The 20951-nt window shown below is 36.5% G+C and carries 19 protein-coding genes and 1 other annotated feature; of the genes, 18 read left to right on the top strand and 1 reads right to left on the bottom strand.

The genetic code is table 11. The features are described 5' to 3' along the window. Positions 1 to 33 precede the first annotated feature (33 nt). From I586_RS01805 to I586_RS01760, 10 genes are all read left to right on the top strand, one after another. Positions 34 to 267 carry a hypothetical protein gene (locus I586_RS01805; protein ID WP_010764884.1) on the top strand — a complete coding sequence of 78 codons (234 nt, stop codon included), beginning with the start codon at positions 34 to 36 and terminating at the stop codon, positions 265 to 267. A 52-nt stretch (positions 268 to 319) separates the two neighbouring features. After that, positions 320 to 1228 carry an SPFH domain-containing protein gene (locus I586_RS01800; protein WP_010764885.1) on the top strand — a complete coding sequence of 303 codons (909 nt, stop codon included), beginning with the start codon at positions 320 to 322 and terminating at the stop codon, positions 1226 to 1228. Positions 1229 to 1499: 271 nt separating this feature from the next. Next, positions 1500 to 3410 carry a DNA primase gene (dnaG, locus tag I586_RS01795; protein WP_010764886.1) on the top strand — a complete coding sequence of 637 codons (1911 nt, stop codon included), beginning with the start codon at positions 1500 to 1502 and terminating at the stop codon, positions 3408 to 3410. A gap of 78 nt (positions 3411 to 3488) precedes the next feature. Further along, positions 3489 to 4595: an RNA polymerase sigma factor RpoD gene (gene rpoD, locus I586_RS01790; protein WP_010764887.1), complete on the top strand. Its 1107-nt coding sequence runs from the start codon at positions 3489 to 3491 to the stop codon at positions 4593 to 4595. A 158-nt stretch (positions 4596 to 4753) separates the two neighbouring features. Further along, complete coding sequence (locus I586_RS01785) at positions 4754 to 6694, top strand: cell division site-positioning protein MapZ family protein (RefSeq protein WP_010764888.1); 1941 nt, start codon at positions 4754 to 4756, stop codon at positions 6692 to 6694. Between the two features lie 264 nt (positions 6695 to 6958). Further along, positions 6959 to 7663: an AzlC family ABC transporter permease gene (locus tag I586_RS01780; RefSeq protein ID WP_010764889.1), complete on the top strand. Its 705-nt coding sequence runs from the start codon at positions 6959 to 6961 to the stop codon at positions 7661 to 7663. After that, positions 7656 to 7982 carry an AzlD domain-containing protein gene (locus tag I586_RS01775; RefSeq protein ID WP_010764890.1) on the top strand — a complete coding sequence of 109 codons (327 nt, stop codon included), beginning with the start codon at positions 7656 to 7658 and terminating at the stop codon, positions 7980 to 7982. The genes I586_RS01780 and I586_RS01775 overlap by 8 nt, the downstream gene beginning before the upstream one ends. 19 nt (positions 7983 to 8001) lie before the next feature. Further along, a complete protein-coding gene (locus I586_RS01770) occupies positions 8002 to 8871 on the top strand; it encodes a CvfB family protein (protein WP_010764891.1) in 870 nt (289 codons plus the stop codon). 123 nt (positions 8872 to 8994) lie between these two features. After that, on the top strand, positions 8995 to 9492 hold the full coding sequence (fur, locus tag I586_RS01765) for a ferric iron uptake transcriptional regulator (protein ID WP_010764892.1): 498 nt from the start codon (positions 8995 to 8997) through the stop codon (positions 9490 to 9492). A 63-nt stretch (positions 9493 to 9555) separates the two neighbouring features. Further along, positions 9556 to 9798, top strand: a binding site (T-box leader). Between the two features lie 84 nt (positions 9799 to 9882). Next, entirely contained in the window at positions 9883 to 10911 is a 1029-nt protein-coding gene (locus I586_RS01760; RefSeq protein WP_010764893.1) for a 3-deoxy-7-phosphoheptulonate synthase, read from the top strand. A 121-nt stretch (positions 10912 to 11032) separates the two neighbouring features. On the opposite strand, the gene gap is transcribed toward I586_RS01760, so the two are convergent. Then, positions 11033 to 12043: a type I glyceraldehyde-3-phosphate dehydrogenase gene (gap, locus tag I586_RS01755; RefSeq protein ID WP_010764894.1), complete on the bottom strand. Its 1011-nt coding sequence runs from the start codon at positions 12041 to 12043 to the stop codon at positions 11033 to 11035. A 197-nt stretch (positions 12044 to 12240) separates the two neighbouring features. Here gap and I586_RS01750 point away from each other — a divergent pair, with 197 nt between their 5' ends. The 8 genes from I586_RS01750 to I586_RS01715 all read left to right on the top strand — a co-directional run bounded on the left by I586_RS01750 (position 12241) and on the right by I586_RS01715 (position 20890). Further along, positions 12241 to 13224 (top strand): DUF4003 family protein, encoded by a 984-nt coding sequence (locus tag I586_RS01750; RefSeq protein WP_010764895.1) that lies wholly within the window; start codon positions 12241 to 12243, stop codon positions 13222 to 13224. Between the two features lie 180 nt (positions 13225 to 13404). Next, complete coding sequence (gene obgE / locus I586_RS01745; RefSeq protein ID WP_010764896.1) at positions 13405 to 14718, top strand: GTPase ObgE; 1314 nt, start codon at positions 13405 to 13407, stop codon at positions 14716 to 14718. A gap of 190 nt (positions 14719 to 14908) precedes the next feature. Beyond that, positions 14909 to 15637, top strand: coding sequence for a polyphosphate polymerase domain-containing protein (locus tag I586_RS01740; RefSeq protein ID WP_010764897.1), 729 nt, complete (start codon positions 14909 to 14911; stop codon positions 15635 to 15637). Then, positions 15627 to 16304, top strand: a complete 678-nt coding sequence (locus I586_RS01735) for a DUF4956 domain-containing protein (RefSeq protein ID WP_010764898.1) — start codon at positions 15627 to 15629, stop codon at positions 16302 to 16304. Before I586_RS01740 ends, I586_RS01735 begins: the two co-directional genes overlap by 11 nt. A gap of 9 nt (positions 16305 to 16313) precedes the next feature. Continuing rightward, complete coding sequence (locus I586_RS01730) at positions 16314 to 18182, top strand: carbohydrate-binding domain-containing protein (protein ID WP_010764899.1); 1869 nt, start codon at positions 16314 to 16316, stop codon at positions 18180 to 18182. 69 nt (positions 18183 to 18251) lie between these two features. Continuing rightward, entirely contained in the window at positions 18252 to 18815 is a 564-nt protein-coding gene (locus tag I586_RS01725; protein WP_010764900.1) for a hypothetical protein, read from the top strand. Positions 18816 to 18909: 94 nt separating this feature from the next. After that, complete coding sequence (locus I586_RS01720) at positions 18910 to 19602, top strand: response regulator transcription factor (RefSeq protein WP_010764901.1); 693 nt, start codon at positions 18910 to 18912, stop codon at positions 19600 to 19602. After that, on the top strand, positions 19595 to 20890 hold the full coding sequence (locus I586_RS01715) for a sensor histidine kinase (RefSeq protein WP_010764902.1): 1296 nt from the start codon (positions 19595 to 19597) through the stop codon (positions 20888 to 20890). The genes I586_RS01720 and I586_RS01715 overlap by 8 nt, the downstream gene beginning before the upstream one ends. Positions 20891 to 20951: the final 61 nt, after the last annotated feature.

Genomic DNA, 20951 nt, shown 5'->3' with positions numbered 1-20951 from the left:
GTGGAAAAGTGTGGAAAATAGGGAGGCGTATTGATGAGTGGAGAGTATCAAATGCACAAAACTATCGGCAAATGTTTTCGGTCAAAAACAGATGATTTCAATGGGATGATCCGAATTTACGGTAGTCCTTACATGTATCGTGTCACAAATGGTATCCCCGAAAAGGGGGCGATGCTTGAAGTCATCGACTTTTCCAGTACCGAATTATTTGTAACAGTAAACAACTATTTATTCGAAAGTGATGTGAATTATATTGATAATCCTTAATAGTTTGATTTTTATTATTGTTCTTGTGTTGATTTTAGTTCTTGTCTCAAAAATGGTGATCATTGTTCAGCAAGGTGAAGTAAAAATCGTCGAAAGTTTTGGGAAATATGTTAAAACAATTGATCCAGGTTTGCACTTTTTGATTCCAGTGCTATACAAGGTAAGAGGTAGAGTATCGTTAAAACAAACACCATTAGAAATCGATTCTCAAAGCGTTATTACGCGTGATAACGTAATAGTAGAAGTTGATGAAGCAATCAAATATCATGTAACAGATGTTCGAGCGTTTGTTTATGATAATGAAGATTCTGTTCGATCAATGATTCAAGATTGTCAGTCAAATTTACGTGGTATTATCGGTAAAATGGATTTAAACGAAGTGCTCAACGGAACTGAAGAAATTAATGTGAGCTTATTTGAGAGCGTGAAAGACATTACCGCGGGTTACGGTTTGTCGATTGATCGAATCAATATCGGTGAAATTTCTGTGTCTGATGAAATTGTCAACTCTATGAATAAACTGATTACAGCAAGTCGTGATAAAGAATCGACAATCACAATTTCAGAAGGTAGAAAACAATCAATCATTTTAGATTCTGAAGCAAATGCATCACAAATGCAGATCGATGCTGAAGCTCGTGCGAAACAAACTAAAATTGATGCTGAAGCCCGTGCAGAACGCACAAAAATCGATGCAGATGCTGAAGCGGAAAGAATTCGCATTACAACAGAAGCCGAAAGGCAACGTATTTTAGCGTTGAATAAAGCCATCAAAGAAAGTGATTTAAATGAACAAGCCTTAGCGTATTTAGGCATAGAAGCATTTAAACAAGTTGTTAGAAGCGAAACGAATACAGTTATTCTGCCGAGCAACATGACAGAACTAGGAAATATCCCTGTGGCAAAAGAGTTATGGACTGCTCAAGATAGTCAAAATCAACCAAAACATGATGTAAATTGATTCATTAATTTATGGAGAAAGCAGAGACAAGTTATCTGTTTTCTCTTTTTCTTTCTCTGATTATAGTTACCATAATAATATTATGTAAACTGATATCAAGTAAAACGATAATTCATGAAAAGATAAATGCAATTTACTTGAAAATTATGCTTAGTGTGATACAATGAAACATGTGTAATTGTGTCTTTTGAAAGTCGCGCTGAAGATTTCAGTGCTTTTTTACTGACTATCACATAAATTAGCTTTTGGCTATTTTTTGGAGGTGAGAACAGTGGCACAAAGAATTCCTCAAGAAGTGATAGAGGAAGTTAGGCAACGTACGAATATTGTTGATGTAGTTGGACAGTATGTTCAATTGAAGAAATCCGGTAAGAATTACATGGGTTTATGTCCGTTTCATGAAGAACGTTCCCCTTCATTTTCAGTAGCAGAAGACAAACAAATTTTTCATTGTTTTGGCTGCGGAAAAGGTGGAACTGTTTTTAATTTTCTGCAGGAAATAGAAGGAATCAATTTCCCAGAATCTGTACGAAGAGTTGCTGAACTAGAACAAATTCCAGTAAACATTGACTGGGTTAGTACAACAGACTCAGATTCAACTGAAAATCTTCAAAATCGCAAACTAATAGAACTTCATAAAAAGGCAGCGGATTTGTACCATCATGTGTTGATGAATACGCAAATCGGTGAACCTGCATTGAATTATTTATTAGAGCGTGGTTTGACCAAAGAGCTTATCGAAACGTTCAAAATTGGTTTTGCACCTCAAAAACGTGATTTTTTGACTCAAGTTTTTCAAAATGAAGAAGTCGCTGAAACGTTATCGAAAGAGTCAGGCTTGTTCATTCAACGTGATAATGGTGAGTTTTTAGATCGATTTTATCAACGGGTCATGTTTCCGATCAATGATGATCGTGGGAATGTAATAGCTTTTTCAGGACGATTACTTAAAACAGATGATTTTCCGGGTGATGATATGCCTAAGTATTTAAATAGTCCGGAAACAGTCTTGTTTAATAAGAGAGATACATTATTTAACTTTGATAAAGCCCGAAAAGAGATTCGTAAAGAAAATACAGTCTTTTTATTTGAAGGATTTATGGATGTTATCGCAGCTTGGCAAGCAGGTATTACAAGTGGTGTTGCATCAATGGGAACTAGTTTGACCAATGAGCAAATCCGTAAGCTTGAACGAGTAGCAAAAGAACTTGTGGTTTGTTACGATGGCGATTCTGCAGGAGTGGAAGCTACAAATCGAGCTATTTCCTTGTTAAGTGAACATAGTCGTTTTCAATTAAGTATCGTCAGTATTCCAGAAAAATTGGATCCAGATGAGTATTTAAGAAAATATGGCAATGAGTCATTTCGTGAGTTAGCATTGCATGGTCGTGAAACAGTATTTAGTTTTAAAATGGATTACCATCGCTTGACTCGGAATATGAACAACGAAAAAGAACAGTTGGATTATGTAAATGATTTACTTAAAGAGCTAATTTTGGTCCAGTCACCATTGGAACGAGATCGTTATTTGAATCAGTTAGCACAAGAATTTCAATTATCGTTTCATTCTTTAGAAGAGCAGTTGAAACAACTTGAAACACAACAACGTTCTACCAAAAGAAGAGAACGGCAACAGCAGACAGCACCACAACCTCAAGTTTATGAAATCGATGATATGATGGAACCACCAGAGATGATGTTTGAAGAAGTGTCAACTCCTTCTGTGCAGAATAAACTGCCATTAACTCAAGTGGAAAAAGCCGAACGTACCTTATTGTATCGTCTAATGAATGAACAAAGTGTTAGAAACCAAGTGATTCAGCTACCTGATTTTAGTTTTGCTCATGATAACTATCAAGAACTTTATTTACTGCTAGACAGTTATATGAGTATTCATTCTGATTTTCTTCTTGCCGATTTTATCGATTATCTTAAAGAAGAGACTATCAAAAAATTAGCGATTGATATTTCTCTACAGACGATTTCAGAAGAAAGTTCCGATCGTGAAATCGCAGATGTGATAAGAGTGATTGGAAACTCGAGTTTAGAAGATCAAATCAAGGAAAAACAACTACAAAAAAAAGAAGCGGAACGTATTGGCAACAAACAGTTAGTAGACGAACTAGCGATTGAAGTTATCAATCTAGTTAAACAATTGCAAAAAAGTCGTACAGCATCTTAATAGAAAAGCTATTGGATAATGTATTAGACTATTATTTATATATTTAACCGAATGGAAAAATGAAGGGGGCCTTCTTTCATGGAAAAAGAAACAGAAAAAAAATATGCAGCTGCATTGGCAGCCTTTATCAAAGAAAACAAGCCTAAAGGCAATGTTTTTTATGATGATCTAACAAACACATTGGCAACACCGTTCACATTGAATGCCGATGAAATGGAAAAACTAATTCAAAAAGTTGAGGATGCTGGAATCAGTGTTGTTGATGAGAACGGCGATCCAAGTGAACATAGTCTTAAAAAAGATGCAAAAGTTGCTGAAAAAGCCCAAATGGAAGATTTATCTGCCCCTACTGGTGTTAAGATCAATGACCCTGTTCGTATGTATTTAAAAGAAATTGGACGTGTTCAATTATTAACGGCAGCAGAAGAAGTAGAGTTAGCCCTTAAAATCGAAGAAGGCGACCAAGAAGCAAAACAACGTTTAGCAGAAGCTAACTTGCGTTTGGTTGTTTCAATCGCAAAACGTTACGTAGGACGCGGGATGCAATTCCTTGATTTGATTCAAGAAGGAAATATGGGTCTGATGAAAGCAGTTGAAAAATTTGACTATCGTAAAGGATTTAAATTTTCAACATATGCTACTTGGTGGATTCGCCAAGCCATTACCCGTGCAATCGCTGACCAAGCTAGAACAATTCGTATTCCTGTTCATATGGTAGAAACAATCAATAAATTAATCCGTATTCAACGTCAATTGCTACAAGATCTTGGTAGAGAACCAACGCCGGAAGAAATTGGTGCTGAAATGGATTTACCAACTGAAAAAGTACGTGAAATCTTAAAGATTGCACAAGAGCCTGTTTCTTTAGAAACGCCAATTGGTGAAGAAGATGATTCACATCTTGGAGATTTTATTGAGGACCAAGATGCAACAAGTCCTGCAGAACATGCAGCGTATGAATTATTAAAAGAACAACTGGAAGATGTATTAGATACATTAACTGACCGTGAGGAAAATGTATTACGGTTACGTTTTGGTTTAGATGATGGACGTACTCGTACATTGGAAGAAGTTGGTAAAGTTTTTGGTGTTACACGTGAACGGATTCGTCAAATCGAAGCTAAAGCATTACGTAAATTACGCCATCCTTCTCGTTCTAAACAACTAAAAGATTTCTTAGAATAAGAAATTTTCTTTGGAAATTTGAACAGCTCTTTTCGATTTTTTTCGGAAAGGGCTGTTTTTAAACAATCGTAACAAAAAAGTTAGATAGTACATATTGGAAGAAACGCGATTTTATGGTAGATTAGATTTACGAATGTGTAGAATGTGAGGCGGAATGCATGACGAAAAAATGTCCGAATTGCGGATCTGAAATAGACAATAAAGAAGAAGTGTGCCCAGAATGCGGCTATTCTTTTAAGGAAATACATGAAGAAGCATCAAACGAAAATAGTGAGCATAGTGAAAAAGTAGAAGATACTTCAAATTTTTTAAATAAAGAACAAAATGAAAACATTGAATGGTCTGAATTAAAAGATATGAGTATTGGTCATGTGATGACGATGTTCAATGAGCAACAAGCAGAAGAAAAAATAATAGAAACAGAAGATACGACAGAGCAACAGCCCAAAAAAGAAGAACCGTCAATTGAAGAAAAAAGCGAACCTGTCGAAAAAGACACTATTTCGCATGACGAAAAAAAAGATGAACTGTTGAATACTGCTGCTTTAGATCAATACATCAATGCACATAAGAATGACAAACCAATCATCGAAGCACCAGCTGATATAGAAGCGACTGAAGAAACAAATACAGAAACAAAACAGCCTGTTGGCGTTTCTAGTAAGCCTTCAGAATCAAAAGATAAAGGACAAGATGACGTGAAATCAAACGAATCAGAGCAAAAATCGACAGAAGATACTGAGAAATCACCAACACCAAAAGAGGAAATTACAAAATTTACTAAACCGGAAATAGAACCTAAGGAATCTCAAACAATTGGACCTAAGGCATTACCGAATCAAACAACTAGCATTCCATCAAAAAGTAAAAAGCCAGAAGAAATCGAAATGGATGCAGCACCAATCTTTTTTAAAGATGCGGAAGAAGTAAAAAAATCAAAAAATCAATTCGAGAAACCTAAAGAAACCACGGTCCAAAATTCGGAAAGTAACGTATCAAAATCATCATCTAATAAAAATTACAAAAAAATGTCGATTATTTTAGCAGCAGTTGTCGTTCTTGCAGGTGGCTCGTGGTTTGCGTATGATCAGACACAAAAAAAAGCTGCAACTGGTGAAGAAGTAACTAAAAAACAAGAAAAATTGGCGACTCAGACTGAAAAAGAATTAAAGAGTTATTTCACTGATGAAAAGCTGATGTTTCTTAAACCAGAAATGGTTAGCGTTAGTCCCAAAGGAATCGAAGAGAATTTGTCTACGCTTAAAGACGAAACCAACTACAAAGATCTTGAGTCTCTGTACAAAAAGGTGACCGACAAGCAGGCAGCAATCACAAAAGTGAATGAATTGTTTGCTCAACCAATTGTTGATGGAAACAAATTAAAAGATGTAGCAATCAAAGCAGATAAAAAGATTGACCTTGCTAAACGTGAAGAAAAAGATGACTTTGATAAATTGCTCAATCAAGCAATAGCTCAAGGGGTGAGTCAATACGACCAATTACAAAAGGCAAAAGCTGTAGTGGATGTCATTTATCAATATAATGAGTTGACTGAAGCGTTGACAAGAGACAATTATAATGCAGCAAAAGCAGAGGTTGATAAAGTAAAAAGTGAACCATTGCGTAAACCTTTAAACGATGTATTAGTAAAAGCAGATCAATCGTTAACAGATGCTGAAGCGGCTTTCGCTGCCCAACAAGTTGCGCCTGATCAAACACCAACAGAATTGAATGGGGTAACGGATTATCAAGGGAATAATACCCAAACAACGAATGGTGCGCAGCCAGATTCCAATACTTTTTCAGCGCCAAATGCTCAAGGTGTTTATACAGATCCTGTATATTCAGTTAATCCAACAGATGTAAGTGACATGAGCAATCCGGCTTGGGCTTGGGCGCCAGGCGTTCAGGAAAAAGTAATTGCAACATGTATTGAGCGTGGTTATATTACAGCAGGTGGCTACTCATTACAACCAGCAAGAATTATTAATGGCGAAGGGTACTACAACTTATATGGATCTGATAACCAGTATCTCGTAACAATCAATGCAAAAACTGGATGGTTCAAAGGAAATGCATCAAGAAATGCTGGAAGATAACGGGTTGTTACTTTAGAAAAGAAGATGAGGCTGGGAGCAGAGCAACGACTGCGTTACACTTCGATCATATCAAATTCTAAGTGCTAAAACACTAAGCGTTGAAGCTTTGGAAATAAACAGAAATTCACGAAAATTGGTTTTCAAATTTTCGTGAATTTCCTCTTATTTCTCGGAGTTAAACATTACTGTCCAAACCTCGTTTATCTTCTAGTGTTTACTAAAGTAAAAAATCAATGACGATTGATTTTACACAAGGAGAACAGTATGGAAAACAAAGAATATATGACTTTTAAAGAAGGTGTAAACGCGTGTATACCAACCATTTTAGGTTATTTGGGAATTGGGATTGCGGCTGGGGTGGTCGGGAAAAATGTTGGTCTATCAATTCTTGAGATAGCATTGATGTCTATTTTGATTTATGCAGGTGGCTCACAATTCATTATTTGTGGTATGCTTGCGATTTATTCACCAATTTCAGCAATTATTTTTACAACTTTTTTAGTGAATTTACGACATTTTCTAATGAGCATGTCAGTGGCATCTTATTTTAAAAAAGAACCGCTAATTACGAGTATCGGGATCGGAACACTTTTGACAGATGAATCATATGGCGTCCTCATGGCAGCTTTGTCAAACGATCATCGAGTTAGTTCTGCTTGGACACATGGGTTAAATATTACGGCGTATTTGACATGGATTTTTTCCACCATTGTGGGCGGGTTATTAGGTACTTGGATTCCAGATCCATATTTATTAGGGCTGGATTTTGCTTTAGTGGCAATGTTTGCTGGGCTATTTATTTTGCAAGTTGACGGGCCGATAAAGAAATACACGAAAGAGACATTGCTCGTTTTAGGCACGGTTTGTATATCTTTGTACGTATTTATGGGCTTTTTTTCGCCAGAGATTTCAGTTTTATTTTCAACTCTTTTAGGGTGTACAGTTGGGATGGTGTCTCATAATGAGTAGCAATTATGTATTATTAACAATTTTAGGTTGTTCGATCGTTACATGGATTCCGAAGATTTTTCCTTTTTTGATTTCTAAACGAGTGGATTTTCCAGACTGGTTTCTTCGATTTTTATCGTACATCCCAATTTGTATCTTGACGGCACTCTTATTTCAGAGTATTTTAGATGTTCAGGCAACAGGCTTTCCTAAAGTAAAAACGTTAGAAGCGTTAAGTTGTATTCCTACTTTACTTGTTGCTATTCGTACCAAAGATTTAATGAAGACAGTTGTAGTAGGAATTGTTACGATTGCATTATTACGTATTTTTTTAGGCTAAGTGCCAGAAGGAGAAAATTATGAACGAACTATTAGCGCAAATTTTTACAGCATTAGTGATCGATGAAAATGAAAGTTATTACTTTTTACAAAAAAACGGTATTACTTTGCGATTATCCAAAGAGGAAGGACATCATGAAATCGGTGAAGCAGTAGAAGGTTTTGGTTATATGAATCAAAAACAAGAACCTGAGATGACAACGATGATTCCTACGGCTCGTATAGGACAATATGCCTTTGGAACAGTAACGGGTACTAGACGTGATTTAGGTGCCTTTGTGGACATTGGTTTAAAAGATAAGGACGTTGTGGTATCTTTAGACGAATTACCTGTAATGCGTGAATTATGGCCTAAAAAAGGGGATCAGTTGATGGTGTCTTTAAAGGTTGACAATAAAGAGCGTATTTGGGGCGAATTGGCAGATGAGAAAATCTTCAAGGCTATGGCTAAACCTGGAACAGAAGAATTAAAAAATGAAAATATCAGCGGTGTTGTTTATCGTTTGAAAATGATTGGTTCATTTGTATTGACTGATGATTTTTATATTGCGTTTATCCATCCGTCAGAGCGTTATCAAGAACCACGTTTAGGTGAAAGAGTAAATGGGCGTGTGATTGGCGTACGGCCAGATGGTACATTGAATATTTCCTTAAAGCCGCGTGGATATGAAGTGATCAGTGATGATGCAGCAATGATTTTGACCTTTTTAGAACGTTCTGCTGATCATAAAATTCCATTTACGGATAAATCTAATCCAGAAGAGATCAAACAAACTTTCGGTATTAGTAAAGCACAGTTTAAACGCGCAATCGGTAATTTATTGAAACAAGGCAAGATTACTCAAGAAGCAGGTTTTACTAGTTTGAAAGAAGAATCAGCTGAAAAGTAATTGTTTTTCTATTCTAATTGAGAATCACTTGCAAATGTTTTCGAGTTATTTTATACTTATTATAATTTGTTACTGTAAAATATGGTTCTAGATTGAAATAATTATAATTAAGGGGCTGCATTTATGGATTCTACTGCTGCTTTAAAAAAAACAAAACAACAATTGCATGAATCTGGTTTCAAACTGACGCCTCAACGTGAAGCAACGGTTTTAGTCTTACTAGAAAATGAAAAGGACCATTTATCGGCTGAAGAAATTTACTTTTTAGTAAAGCAAAAAAGCCCTGAGATTGGTTTGGCAACTGTTTACCGTACATTAGAAATTTTAACTGACTTAAAAGTCGTAGACAAGGTAAGTTTCAACGATGGATTGGCTCGTTATGACTTACGCAAAGAAGGCGCTAAGCATTTTCATCACCATCTTTTATGCCTGGAATGTGGCAATATTGAAGAGGTAGAAGAGGATTTGTTAGGTGAAGTCGAACAAGTAATTGAACAACGTTATCATTTTATGGTAAAAGATCATCGCTTAACGTTCCATGGAATTTGCGAAGAATGTCAACAAAAAAAGAAAAATCAGCCCAGTGAGGAAGTCATTTCGGGTCTTTCAAGTGCAGAGTAAGCATTCTTTTTTGAAAAAGATTGACAATTATGAAAGAATCTCATACAATGACTTCAATAAACAATAAAAGTTTTGATAAGAACTAGTAAGATAATACAGGTGTACAGAAAGTAGCCGGTCGTTGAGAGGCGCATAAACCTAATGTATCTGAATTCCTCTTTGAACTTCACACCGAATCGAGTAGGCTGTGACGGTTACGTGCACCCGTTATTGTGCCAAGGTATAATTTTGTACCTGACAAGTCAATGAGTGTAAACTGATTGTAAACAAAGGTGGTAACACGGATCATTCGGTCTCGTCCTTTTCAGAAATGAAAAGGACGAGGCTTTTTTATTTTACTGATTTTATATTTATTGTTTGATTATATGAAAAATGAAGGGAAGTTATCGTATGAGTTTTAAAGCATTAAGTCAACCAATCAATTTTGAACAGGTCAAATCACTATCTAAACTAACACCGAAACAAGCACAAAACAAAGCAATTCGTGATCAAGAATTACGAGATATCATCGAAGGAAAAAGCGAGAAAATTCTTTTAGTGATTGGTCCTTGTTCCGCTCATAATGAAGAGGCGGTTATGGAATATGTCCACCGTTTAGCGAGACTGCAAGAAAAAGTTCAAGATAAGATTTTTATGGTACCTCGTGTGTATACGAATAAACCTAGGACGAATGGCGACGGCTATAAAGGACTCTTACATCAACAAAATCCAGAAGGTGAAAGTAACTTGATCAAAGGAATTGCTGCTGTGCGTAGTTTGCATAACCGTGTTATTACCGAAACGGGTTTAACAACTGCTGATGAAATGCTTTATCCTGAAAATCTTGAGTTTGTTCAAGATCTTGTTAGCTATATTGCTGTTGGCGCACGTTCGGTAGAAGATCAACAACATCGCTTTGTTGCTAGCGGAATCGATCAGCCCACCGGTATGAAAAATCCAACAAGTGGGAATTTAAACGTATTATTCAATTCAATATATGCAGCACAACAAAAACAAGAATTCATTTTCAACGGATTGGAAGTTGAATCAAGCTCTAATCCACTTGCTCATGTCGTATTAAGAGGTGGTTTGAACGAATATGGTGAAAATAGTCCAAATTATCATTACGAAGATTTATTAAAAGTGGTTGGTCTATACAAGGCGGGCCAGTATGATAATCCATTTATTGTCATCGATACAAATCATGACAATTCTGGAAAACAATACAAAGAACAAATCCGAATCGTTAAGGAGACTTTGTTCAATCGTACGTGGAATGAAGAGATGAAAAAATGGGTTCGTGGTTTCATGATTGAGAGTTTTCTTGAAAGTGGTCGTCAAGAAGCGGATGGAAAAGTTTTTGGACAATCCATCACGGATCCTTGTTTAGGTTGGGATGAGACGGAAGAATTGGTGAAATACATTGCAGAACATGCTTGAATGAAAAAAAAGAATAATTAAAATGAGGCTAAATAAATAGTGAGAGCAGAAGCACTTCCTTAGGAAATAAGCTTTTGCTCCCACCCTCATTTACAAAATAAATCATGAATGATTATTTTTTCTATAGATTAGCAAATTTTTCTAGTAATCGAATCATTTGGCATGTAAAGCCGTATTCATTATCGTACCAAGCAACTGTTTTGACTAGTTGGAAATCACCAGAAGTGGTTACTTCTGTTTGCGTTGGATCGAAAATAGATCCTTCTGTTGTTCCAATCACATCACCTGAGACAATTTCACGATCGTCGTAGCCAAATGAAGGGTTATCAACTGTGTGTGTTTTGATTGCTTCATTGATTTGGTCAGCAGTAACCTTGGTTTTTAAAATAGAAACTAGTTCAGTTAGTGACCCGTCGACAACAGGTACACGTTGCGCATGACCTTGTAATTTTCCGTTTAACGCTGGAATCACTAAGCCAATCGCTTTAGCAGCTCCTGTTGAGTGGGGAATTGTATTATCCGCGGCAGAACGAGCAGCACGTAAGTTGCCCCCTTTGACTGGTCCATCTAAAAGCATTTGTGTCGAAGTATAAGCATGAACCGTTGTCATAGTGCCCACTTCAATACCAAATTCGTTATTTAAGAAATAAGCCATAGGAGCTAAACAGTTTGTGGTACATGAGCCAGCAGAGATGATTTTGTCTTCTGGCGTCAATGTGTCATCATTAACATTGTAAACAATCGTCTTCATGTCTCCTGCGGGTGCTGATATAACGACACGTTTCGCACCTGCGTCTAAATGAGCTTGTGCTTTTGCTTCAGAAGTGTAAAATCCAGTACATTCTAGAACGATGTCCACTCCATTTTCTTCGACCCATGTCAATTTGCTAGCGTCCGCTTCTGCGTAAACTTTCGTTTTCTCCCCATCCACGACGATGGAATCATCTGTTGCAGTCACTTTGCCAGGATAAGTGCCATGCGTTGAATCAAATTGTAGTAAATGGGCTAACATTGTCGGACTTGTCAAATCATTGATTGCTACCACTTCAATATCATCGGAAACTTCTTTGATGCGACGGAATGCAAGGCGACCGATCCTTCCAAATCCATTGATCCCTACTTTTACTGTCATACTAAATTTCCTCCTTTAGATTAAATGCGTAACGAACATGTTGATCCTAAAAAAACATAACGACAGACAATGGTGCAAAAAATTCAGCCCATAATCGCATATTTAAAAAAACGATTATATACGCTATACTAGTAGCATGAACGCTTTTTAAATTTTTGTCAAAAATCTGAACTTTATAGGAAATGAGTTGGAAAAAAATGAATAGAAGTCGTGTTGTTGAGTTACTCCAAACAAATTATGAAGCAATTAAAGAAGGTAAGGGAAAATGGTTTGATAAACGAGTTTCCTATACAATTGCTCGAACGTTTGTATCAAAAGAACGTCTTTTTTCAGATAGTGATTATCGTCGTATGGAAGAGGTCATTAAAGAAGAATTGGGTGTTTTTAACGTGCTAGGACAACCTGTCCGTGGTATTTTATTAGGGATGATGTTAGCAAATGGTAAAACAAAAGAGTTAGATATTCACACATTGATTTCGGATTATCAACGATTACGAGAGGCTGGTTTTTTACTATCTTCTTATTCCTATTTTTCAGCTTATTTACTTCAATTTACAGAAGTGGCAGAAAAAGAATTTGTTGTACGACGTGGTCAAAGTATTTTTGAAAAATTAAAAGCACGTCATTCTTTTCTTACTGGAGCCGAAGACGGAACAATCGCAATCTCTTTAGCACAACAAGAAAAATTAGAATCCCTTACGACAGAACAAGTAGGTGATTTGGTAGAAGCCTATTATCAAGCATTGAACGACTGTGGATTCTTTAAATCAAACCAGTTACAGTTTGCTGCAGCTAGTGCAGCGATGCTGACAGGTTCATTTTCTTTTGAGTTGATTGAAGGAATAAACGATGTGGTAGGTGCACTGAAACAAATGGGCATTAGGCTTAAAGTTGAGTTTTACACAAGTATTGTGATGCTTGCATTTTTAGGCACTATGAAAAAAGTAAGGTATGAGGTATTAGCTGAATATTTAGAACTAATTGAAGAAAAAACACATTTACGTTTCTATAAGGATTTTCGTTCTACTTTAGCACTAGGTTTGCTTGTACAAGAGGAAATGAGCGGCTTATCCGATGCTAATTTAAATATATCGGCGTTAACGATCACAATGATGATGGCACAAGAGGCTAGCGCTGCAGCAGCGGTAATCGCCATATCAGCTTCTAATTCTAGTTCATAAAACGAATTTGGCTAGACAAATTCGGGTTTACCCTTTACAATAAGAAAGGCTTTCAAACTGAAAATGTTGTGAAAAAGCGATACAAAACTAACCATTAGATTTGTAAAAGAATGAAACTCGAAGAAATGTTGAGATAAAGTACGACTTTATGTCAATCTCTTTAAGATAGGAGGACAAAATATGTCCATGTTTTTAGATCAGGTAACAATTGACGTCAAGGCTGGTAAAGGCGGAGATGGAATGGTTGCCTTTCGTAGAGAAAAATATGTACCCGATGGTGGACCTGCCGGAGGAGATGGTGGTCAAGGAGGAGATGTGATCCTCGTTGTAGAAGAAGGATTACGTACATTGATGGATTTCCGTTTCAACCGTCATTTTAAAGCACAACCAGGTGAAAATGGGATGAGTAAAGGTATGCATGGTCGTGGTTCAGAGAATACTTTTGTAAAAGTTCCGCCTGGTACTACCGTTCGTGATGCTGAGACTGGCACCTTGATCGGTGATTTGATTGAGAATGGCCAAACGCTGACTGTTGCAAAGGGTGGACGAGGTGGACGAGGAAATATTCGTTTTGCTTCGGCTAAAAACCCAGCTCCAGAAATTGCTGAAAATGGTGAGCCAGGTCAAGAAAGAAAAATTGAATTAGAATTGAAAGTTTTGGCTGACGTAGGTTTAGTTGGTTTTCCATCCGTTGGAAAATCTACGTTGTTGTCCGTTATTTCATCAGCTCGACCTAAAATTGGTGCCTATCATTTCACAACCCTTGTGCCGAACCTTGGCATGGTGTCTACAAGTGATGGCCGTAGCTTTGCTGCAGCTGATTTACCAGGGTTGATTGAAGGAGCGTCTCAAGGTGTTGGTCTTGGAACACAGTTTTTACGTCATATTGAGCGGACAAGAGTTATATTACACGTAATCGATATGAGTGGTATGGAAGGCCGAGATCCTTACGAAGATTATTTAGCAATTAATAAAGAATTAGCTTCTCACAATTTACGTCTGATGGAACGTCCGCAAATTATTGTAGCAAATAAAATGGATATGCCGGAAGCCGAAGAGAATTTAAAAAAATTCAAAGAACAAATTGAAAAAGAACGTACGGATGAGTATGCGGATCATTTACCTATTTTCCCAATCTCTGGTGTTTCTCGTAAAGGAATTGAACCGTTGCTTAATGCAACAGCAGATCTGATCGACATAACACCTGAATTCCCATTATATGAAGAAGAAGTCATCGAAGATACTGTTCATTATGGTTTCCAGCCAGAAGGACCAGAGTTTTCAATCGATCGCGATTCAGATGCTACTTGGATTTTATCAGGAGAATCATTAGAACGATTATTCCAAATGACCAACTTCGAACACGATGAAAGTGTGATGCGATTTGCTCGCCAATTGCGTGGTATGGGAATCGATGAAGCATTACGAGCTCGTGGAGCAAAAGACGGCGATATCGTAAGAATTGGTGAATATGAATTTGAATTTGTAGAATAAAGAAGATGGTTTGCCAAGCGCACCTAGCTTTGGTAATAAGCTACTGGATATCTGAATAGTTTTAAAGCTAAGGTATAACTCTTTGAGTTGTACCTTAGCTTTTTTTATACATCATAACATTTTCTTTTTATCTTTAAGCTTCATTTATGTTTCCTTTTATATACTGAATTCAATCAAAGGAGGAAATAAAATGGTGAAATTAAAAAATAGCTTTCAAAGAAAAGAAAAAAAGTATGCTTTATCTAATTCGACTTACCAACAATTGAGAGAGAAATTAGCCTTTTATATGTTGGAAGATGAATATGGATTACATACAATTATTTCGATTTATTTTGATACGAAAAACTACGAGATGATCCGTCATTCGATAGCAAAACCAGTGTACAAAGAAAAATTTAGAATCAGAAGTTACGGTATTCCTCATGAAAACTCTACTGTTTTTCTTGAGATCAAAAAGAAGGTAAGTGGTGTCGTATATAAAAGAAGAGTGGCATTGACTTATCAGTCAGCGAAAAGTTATATTCAAAAACCTCATTCTTTTAAGCTAAACACAAAAAAAGACCAGCAAATCAAACAGGAAATTGACTGGTTATTCGCCAGAAAAAGGTTGGAACCTAAAGTGATGATTGCGTATGATCGGCGAGCGTTGTTTGATTTAAAAAACGAAGATTTTCGAATTACGTTTGACTTTAATATTCGTTATCGGAAAGAACAGTTAGCCCACACAATTGATGATCAGGGTGAAAGTGTAGCACCAGAAATCGATGTTTTAATGGAAGTGAAAGCGTTAGGAGCCTATCCAGTTTGGTTCTCCGATCTTTTATCCGAACTTGAAATCTACCCAACATCATTTTCAAAATATGCTCAAACGTATCAACGGTATTTATATTGTAAGGAGGATTTCCAGCATGTTGTCTAGTCTTTTAGTAGAAAGTTCAGTTGATTTGTCCTATAAACAACTGTTTGTCTGTATTATTACATCTATTTTATTAGGTCTATTAGTGGCCCGTGTCCATATGTATAGAAATGTTTATAGTAAGAATTTTGTGATCACATTAGCTATTTTACCCGTTTTAGTCCAATTGGTCATTATGTTGGTAAATGGGAATTTAGGAACAGGTGTTGCTGTTTTGGGCGCATTCAGTTTAATTCGATTTCGTTCTGTAGCAGGTGGTGCCAAAGAAATCACAAGCATCTTTTGGTCAATGGGCATAGGACTTGCTACTGGAATGGGATACGTTGGCTACATTGCATTATTCTCTGTAATCATTGCATTATTTTTATTAATTTTAAATACTATTCATTTTGGTGAAAAGCAAAAGGTTGCTGAGCGAGAAGTCAAAATTACGATACCAGAAGATTTAGATTATCCAGGTTTGTTTGACGACCTCTTTGAGCAATATACTTATTCAGCGAATTTAGATTCAGTTAAAACAACCAATATGGGTAGTTTGTATGAATTGCGTTATCGTGTGACATTAAAGGATAGTCGAATGGAAAAAGAGCTGATGGATGCGATGCGTGTTAGAAATGGTAACTTAACAATAGTGTCAGGGAAAGTTTCAACAAATAGAGAAGAATTGTAGGTGAGTAGGATGAAAAAAACAAGATTTAGTTTAACTGCGTTGACGATAGTTCTCATTTTATTTGCTGGATGCACAAAAGAAAAAACAACAAGCACAACAACAGCAACTTCGACATCTAAAAGTGCTGAACAAGTTGTTGCTGTTCAAGCAGCGAAAAAAACATCCGAAACGAAATATGGGACATATGACGAGGATGATTTTGATGAAAGTTATGATGAAAAAACAGCGACGAAAATCGAATTAAAAGACTCTAATAGCGAAATTGACGGTTCAGGTGCTTCAGAAAAAGACAATGTTCTGTCTATTACAGCGGGTGGGACGTATATTTTATCTGGTAGTTATAATGGGCAAATAAAAATAAGTGCGAACGACGAAACAGTTCATTTAGTTCTAAACAATGTGATGATTACGAATGATTCTTCGTCTGCAATTTATGTTGAACAAGCAGGAAAAGTGATTACTACATTGGCAGATGGAACGAAAAATAAACTATCGGATGGCAGCGATTATACATTTGCTTCAGCAAATGAAACAGAGCCAGATGCAGCATTTTTTAGCAAAGATGATTTGACGATTAATGGTGCGGGAGCTCTTGAAGTGAATGGTAATTACAGCAATGGGATTCGCAGCAAAGATGATTTAGTTATTACAAATGGAAAATTAACAGTAACAGCAAAAAATAATGCCATCAAAGGGAAAGATTCTGTATCTATTGAAGGAGGAACATTCTCTTTAAACACAACAGAAGGTGACGGTATCCAAGCAAATAATAGCACTGAAGCTGAGAAAGGCTGGATTGCGATCGATGGAGGTACGTTTGCGATTCAATCTGGCAATGATGGGATTCAGGCAGAGACAAATTTATCTATTGCGAATGCTGATATCAACATAAAAACAGCTGATGGCTACGAGACACAATCTGCCGATTCAACTGCCAGTTACAAAGGACTAAAAGCGTCAAACAATATCGTCATAGATGATGGATCCTTTACATTAAACACAGCCGATGATGCAATTCATGCCAACGCGGCGGTTACACTCAACAATGGGACATTCACATTAGCTAGTGGTGATGATGGGATTCATGCGGATACAGATTTAGTGATCAATAATGGGAAAATCGCTGTAAATAACTCTTATGAAGGATTAGAAGGTGCAACAGTTACAATCAATGAGGGTGATATTATCGTTAATGCATCCGATGATGGGATTAATGCTGCTGGGGGAAGCTCTGGTGAAGCAAGCGAAGAAGGTCAATTTGGTGCAGACTCATTTGGACAACCAGGTGGTGGTGGAGACAGCACCAAATTTATCGAAATAAATGGTGGTACAACTTATGTAAATGCAGATGGAGACGGCATCGATAGTAATGGTGATGTCCGTATGACAAATGGAACATTGATTGTAAACGGGCCAACAGATAACGGGAATGCAGCACTTGATTATGACGGGACCTTTACAATGGATGGCGGCACTCTTGCTGCAAGTGGAAGTGCCGGCATGGCAATGAGTGCCAGCGATACTTCTTCCCAAGCAGCGTTAAGCCTATACTTTGATGAAACACAAAAAGCTGGAACGTTGATCAATATAAAAAATGCTGCTGGAGATACAGTTATTTCTTTTGCACCACAAAAAGACTTTTCTCATCTAGCGATCAGTTCGTCTAACTTAAAAGTAGGCGAAGCTATCACGGTTTCTACTGGAGGAAAAGATTCGGGTACTGAAAAAAATGGTGTATACACGAATGGTACTTATTCAAATGGGACAGAACTGACCAAAATTTCGATCAATGACATACTCACTTCGGTTGATCAATCTGGTACTGAAGTGAGTGGTGGCCAAATGGGCGGTGGTCCTGGTGGTCAACCACCTCAATAAACGATTTTCATTGCTTTAACAGCTAGTTTATTGATAGAATAAGGATATCAAATAGAACGAGGTGGTCAAATGTCTAAACGAGTTATTATTATGCATTTTGAAGTAGAGAGCCAAGCATATCAAGCATTTTCAGAAATAAAAAAATTATATGTTGAGAAAAAAATCAAAGGTGAACAAATGGCTGTCGTAACCCATGTAAATGATGGCGTTCATCAGTTTAAAATCGATGATTTCTTAGATTTTACAGGTAATAATCATACATCAACGAATAGTATGATTGGTATGTTGATTGGCATATTAGGGGGTCCTTTAGGTATCTTATTAGGCTGGTTTGCCGGAAGTATCTTTGGTGCTACTCAAGATGCCAAAGAAATCCAAGGTGCACAAACTGTCTTTGAACATGTCACAAAACAAATTGGCGAAGGCGAAACGGGCTTGATTTTAATTGCCGAAGAAGATGACAATCGTCCTTTAAATCAATTAATCATGAATGAGTTGGGCGGCGAAATTACCCGCTTAGATTTTGAAGACGTAGAAAAAGAAATTTCAAATGCTAAAGCAGTAGAAAAAGAAACAAAAGACTCTGCCGAAAAATCTTGGCAAGATAAAAAACAAGATTCAAACGAAAAATAATCAGTACGGTATGATAAACTAAATAAGTGAGAAGACGTGACAAGAAATTTTTTTCTGCTCGTCTTCTTTTTTGAGTATAGGGATGTGGAAGTGAATGTTGAAAATATTATTAGTAGAAGATGATGAAATCCTTTCAGACAGTATTTTAGAAATTTTATCTGAAATTGGTGAGATTGTTCAAATTTATGACGGAGAAGAAGCATTATATGAAGGCGAACGAGGTATTTATGATTTGATTGTACTGGATTTAATGCTACCCTCAATGTCTGGAGAACAAGTTTTAACTGCTTTGAGAAAGAAAAATATTTACACTCCTGTTTTGATTTTAACGGCTAAAGATGGTTTGCAGGATAAAGTGAATGGGTTTAAAAACGGTGGAGATGATTATTTAACCAAACCATTTCATCGCGAAGAATTATTACTACGTGTTCAAGCATTAGCTCGTCGTTCATTAGGTATGAATGGGAAAAATGAACTAGTTGTTGGAGCATTGTGTTTAGATCTCGATAATCGTCAGGCACATTTCAAAGGAAACGAATTGACTCTTCAAGGGAAAGAATTTAACTTATTGCACTATTTAATGCAAAACCAGGGGCGAATCATTACAAAAGATCAATTGTTTGATCGCATTTGGGGATTTCAATCAGATACTACATTAACGGTGGTTGAAGTATATATGAGTAACTTGCGAAAAAACTTAAAACCCTGGGGCGTTGATCGTTGGATCAAAACGTTGCGAAATGTTGGGTACCTTTTTGAAGCAGTAGAGGATGTTGAACATGAATAAACAGCTCAGTAAAAAGCAGAGGTTCAATTATTTTTTGATGAATCTGATTTCATTTGCCAGTATCTTTCTTATTTTGGGTTTGATCGTGTTTCAATTGGTACAAACATCCATTTATCAGACAGTCGATCACGATTTAGAAAAATTGGCAACAGATCAAAAGTTTATTCAACATCAATTAATGCAAACGAAACGTATGCAAGGAAATTCTCCTCAGCTAGGAAAATTTGATACACCACCTCCCAATAATTTTCAACAACAAGTGATTCTTTGGTCAAAAGAGGGAGAAATTTTAAATGAGACAGAACTGGGTTCTCGTTTTTATGATTTTCAAAATTTACAATTATCGACGGATAACTTAGAAAAGATAAGAAGTGTCCAAACGAAAGATAGCAACGATCGTTCGTTGCAATTTCGTTCCATCACTTTACCTGTCGAAAACCAAGAAGAAGTGGCTTATATCCAACTACTTGTGAATACAGATCCGATTAAGGGAACAGTCGAGCAATTTAAACAGATTTTGATTATCTGTATGATTATTTTCGGATTGCTTTCAATTGCGTTGAGCTATTTTCTTTCTAAGTGGTTTATGAAACCTATTATGGTTTCTTGGAAAAAACAACAAGAGTTTGTTGAGAATGCTTCACATGAGTTAAGAACCCCTCTGACGATTATTCAAGCAAAGTTAGAAAAATTGTTTACGAAGCCAAATCATACAATTTTAGAAGAATCAGAAACAATTGCGTTATCTTTAGATGAGGTTCAACGATTGAGTCAATTGACTAGTGATTTACTTCTGTTGGCACGTTCAGATTCTAATTCATTGACATTGGAGAAAGAACCTGTGAAAATCAATGACTTTTTGAATACGGTTCTGTTACCTTACCAAGAATTAGCTGTAGCTGAAGATAAAACATTTATCATTGATTTAGGTGAGGAACAGCAACTATCTTTTGATAAGAAACGGATTCACCAGTTAATGATTATCTTGCTGGATAATGCATTGAAATATACTGCTCAAGGTGAGAGAATAACTGTTTTTTCAACGGTGAAAAATAATGAATGGTCAATCAAAATCAGCGATACGGGTATTGGGATCACTGATGAGAAAAAAACGGCGGTTTTTGAGCGATTTTATCGCGGAGAAGAATCTAGAAATCGTAAAACAGGTGGTTATGGTATCGGCCTTGCAATCGCTAAATGGATCGTAGATGAACATCAGGGGAAGATCGAATTAACAGATACTATACCAAAAGGGACGACAGTTATTTTACGTTTTCCTGTAAAATAAATATTATTTGCTAAAGCGACAACTTTCTTCTAAAATAAAGAAGAAGTTTAAAGAAAGTTAG

This window comes from Enterococcus moraviensis ATCC BAA-383, assembly GCF_000407445.1.
In the GTDB taxonomy this organism is placed as follows: domain Bacteria; phylum Bacillota; class Bacilli; order Lactobacillales; family Enterococcaceae; genus Enterococcus_L; species Enterococcus_L moraviensis.
This window is presented reverse-complemented; position numbering and strand designations above follow the sequence as displayed.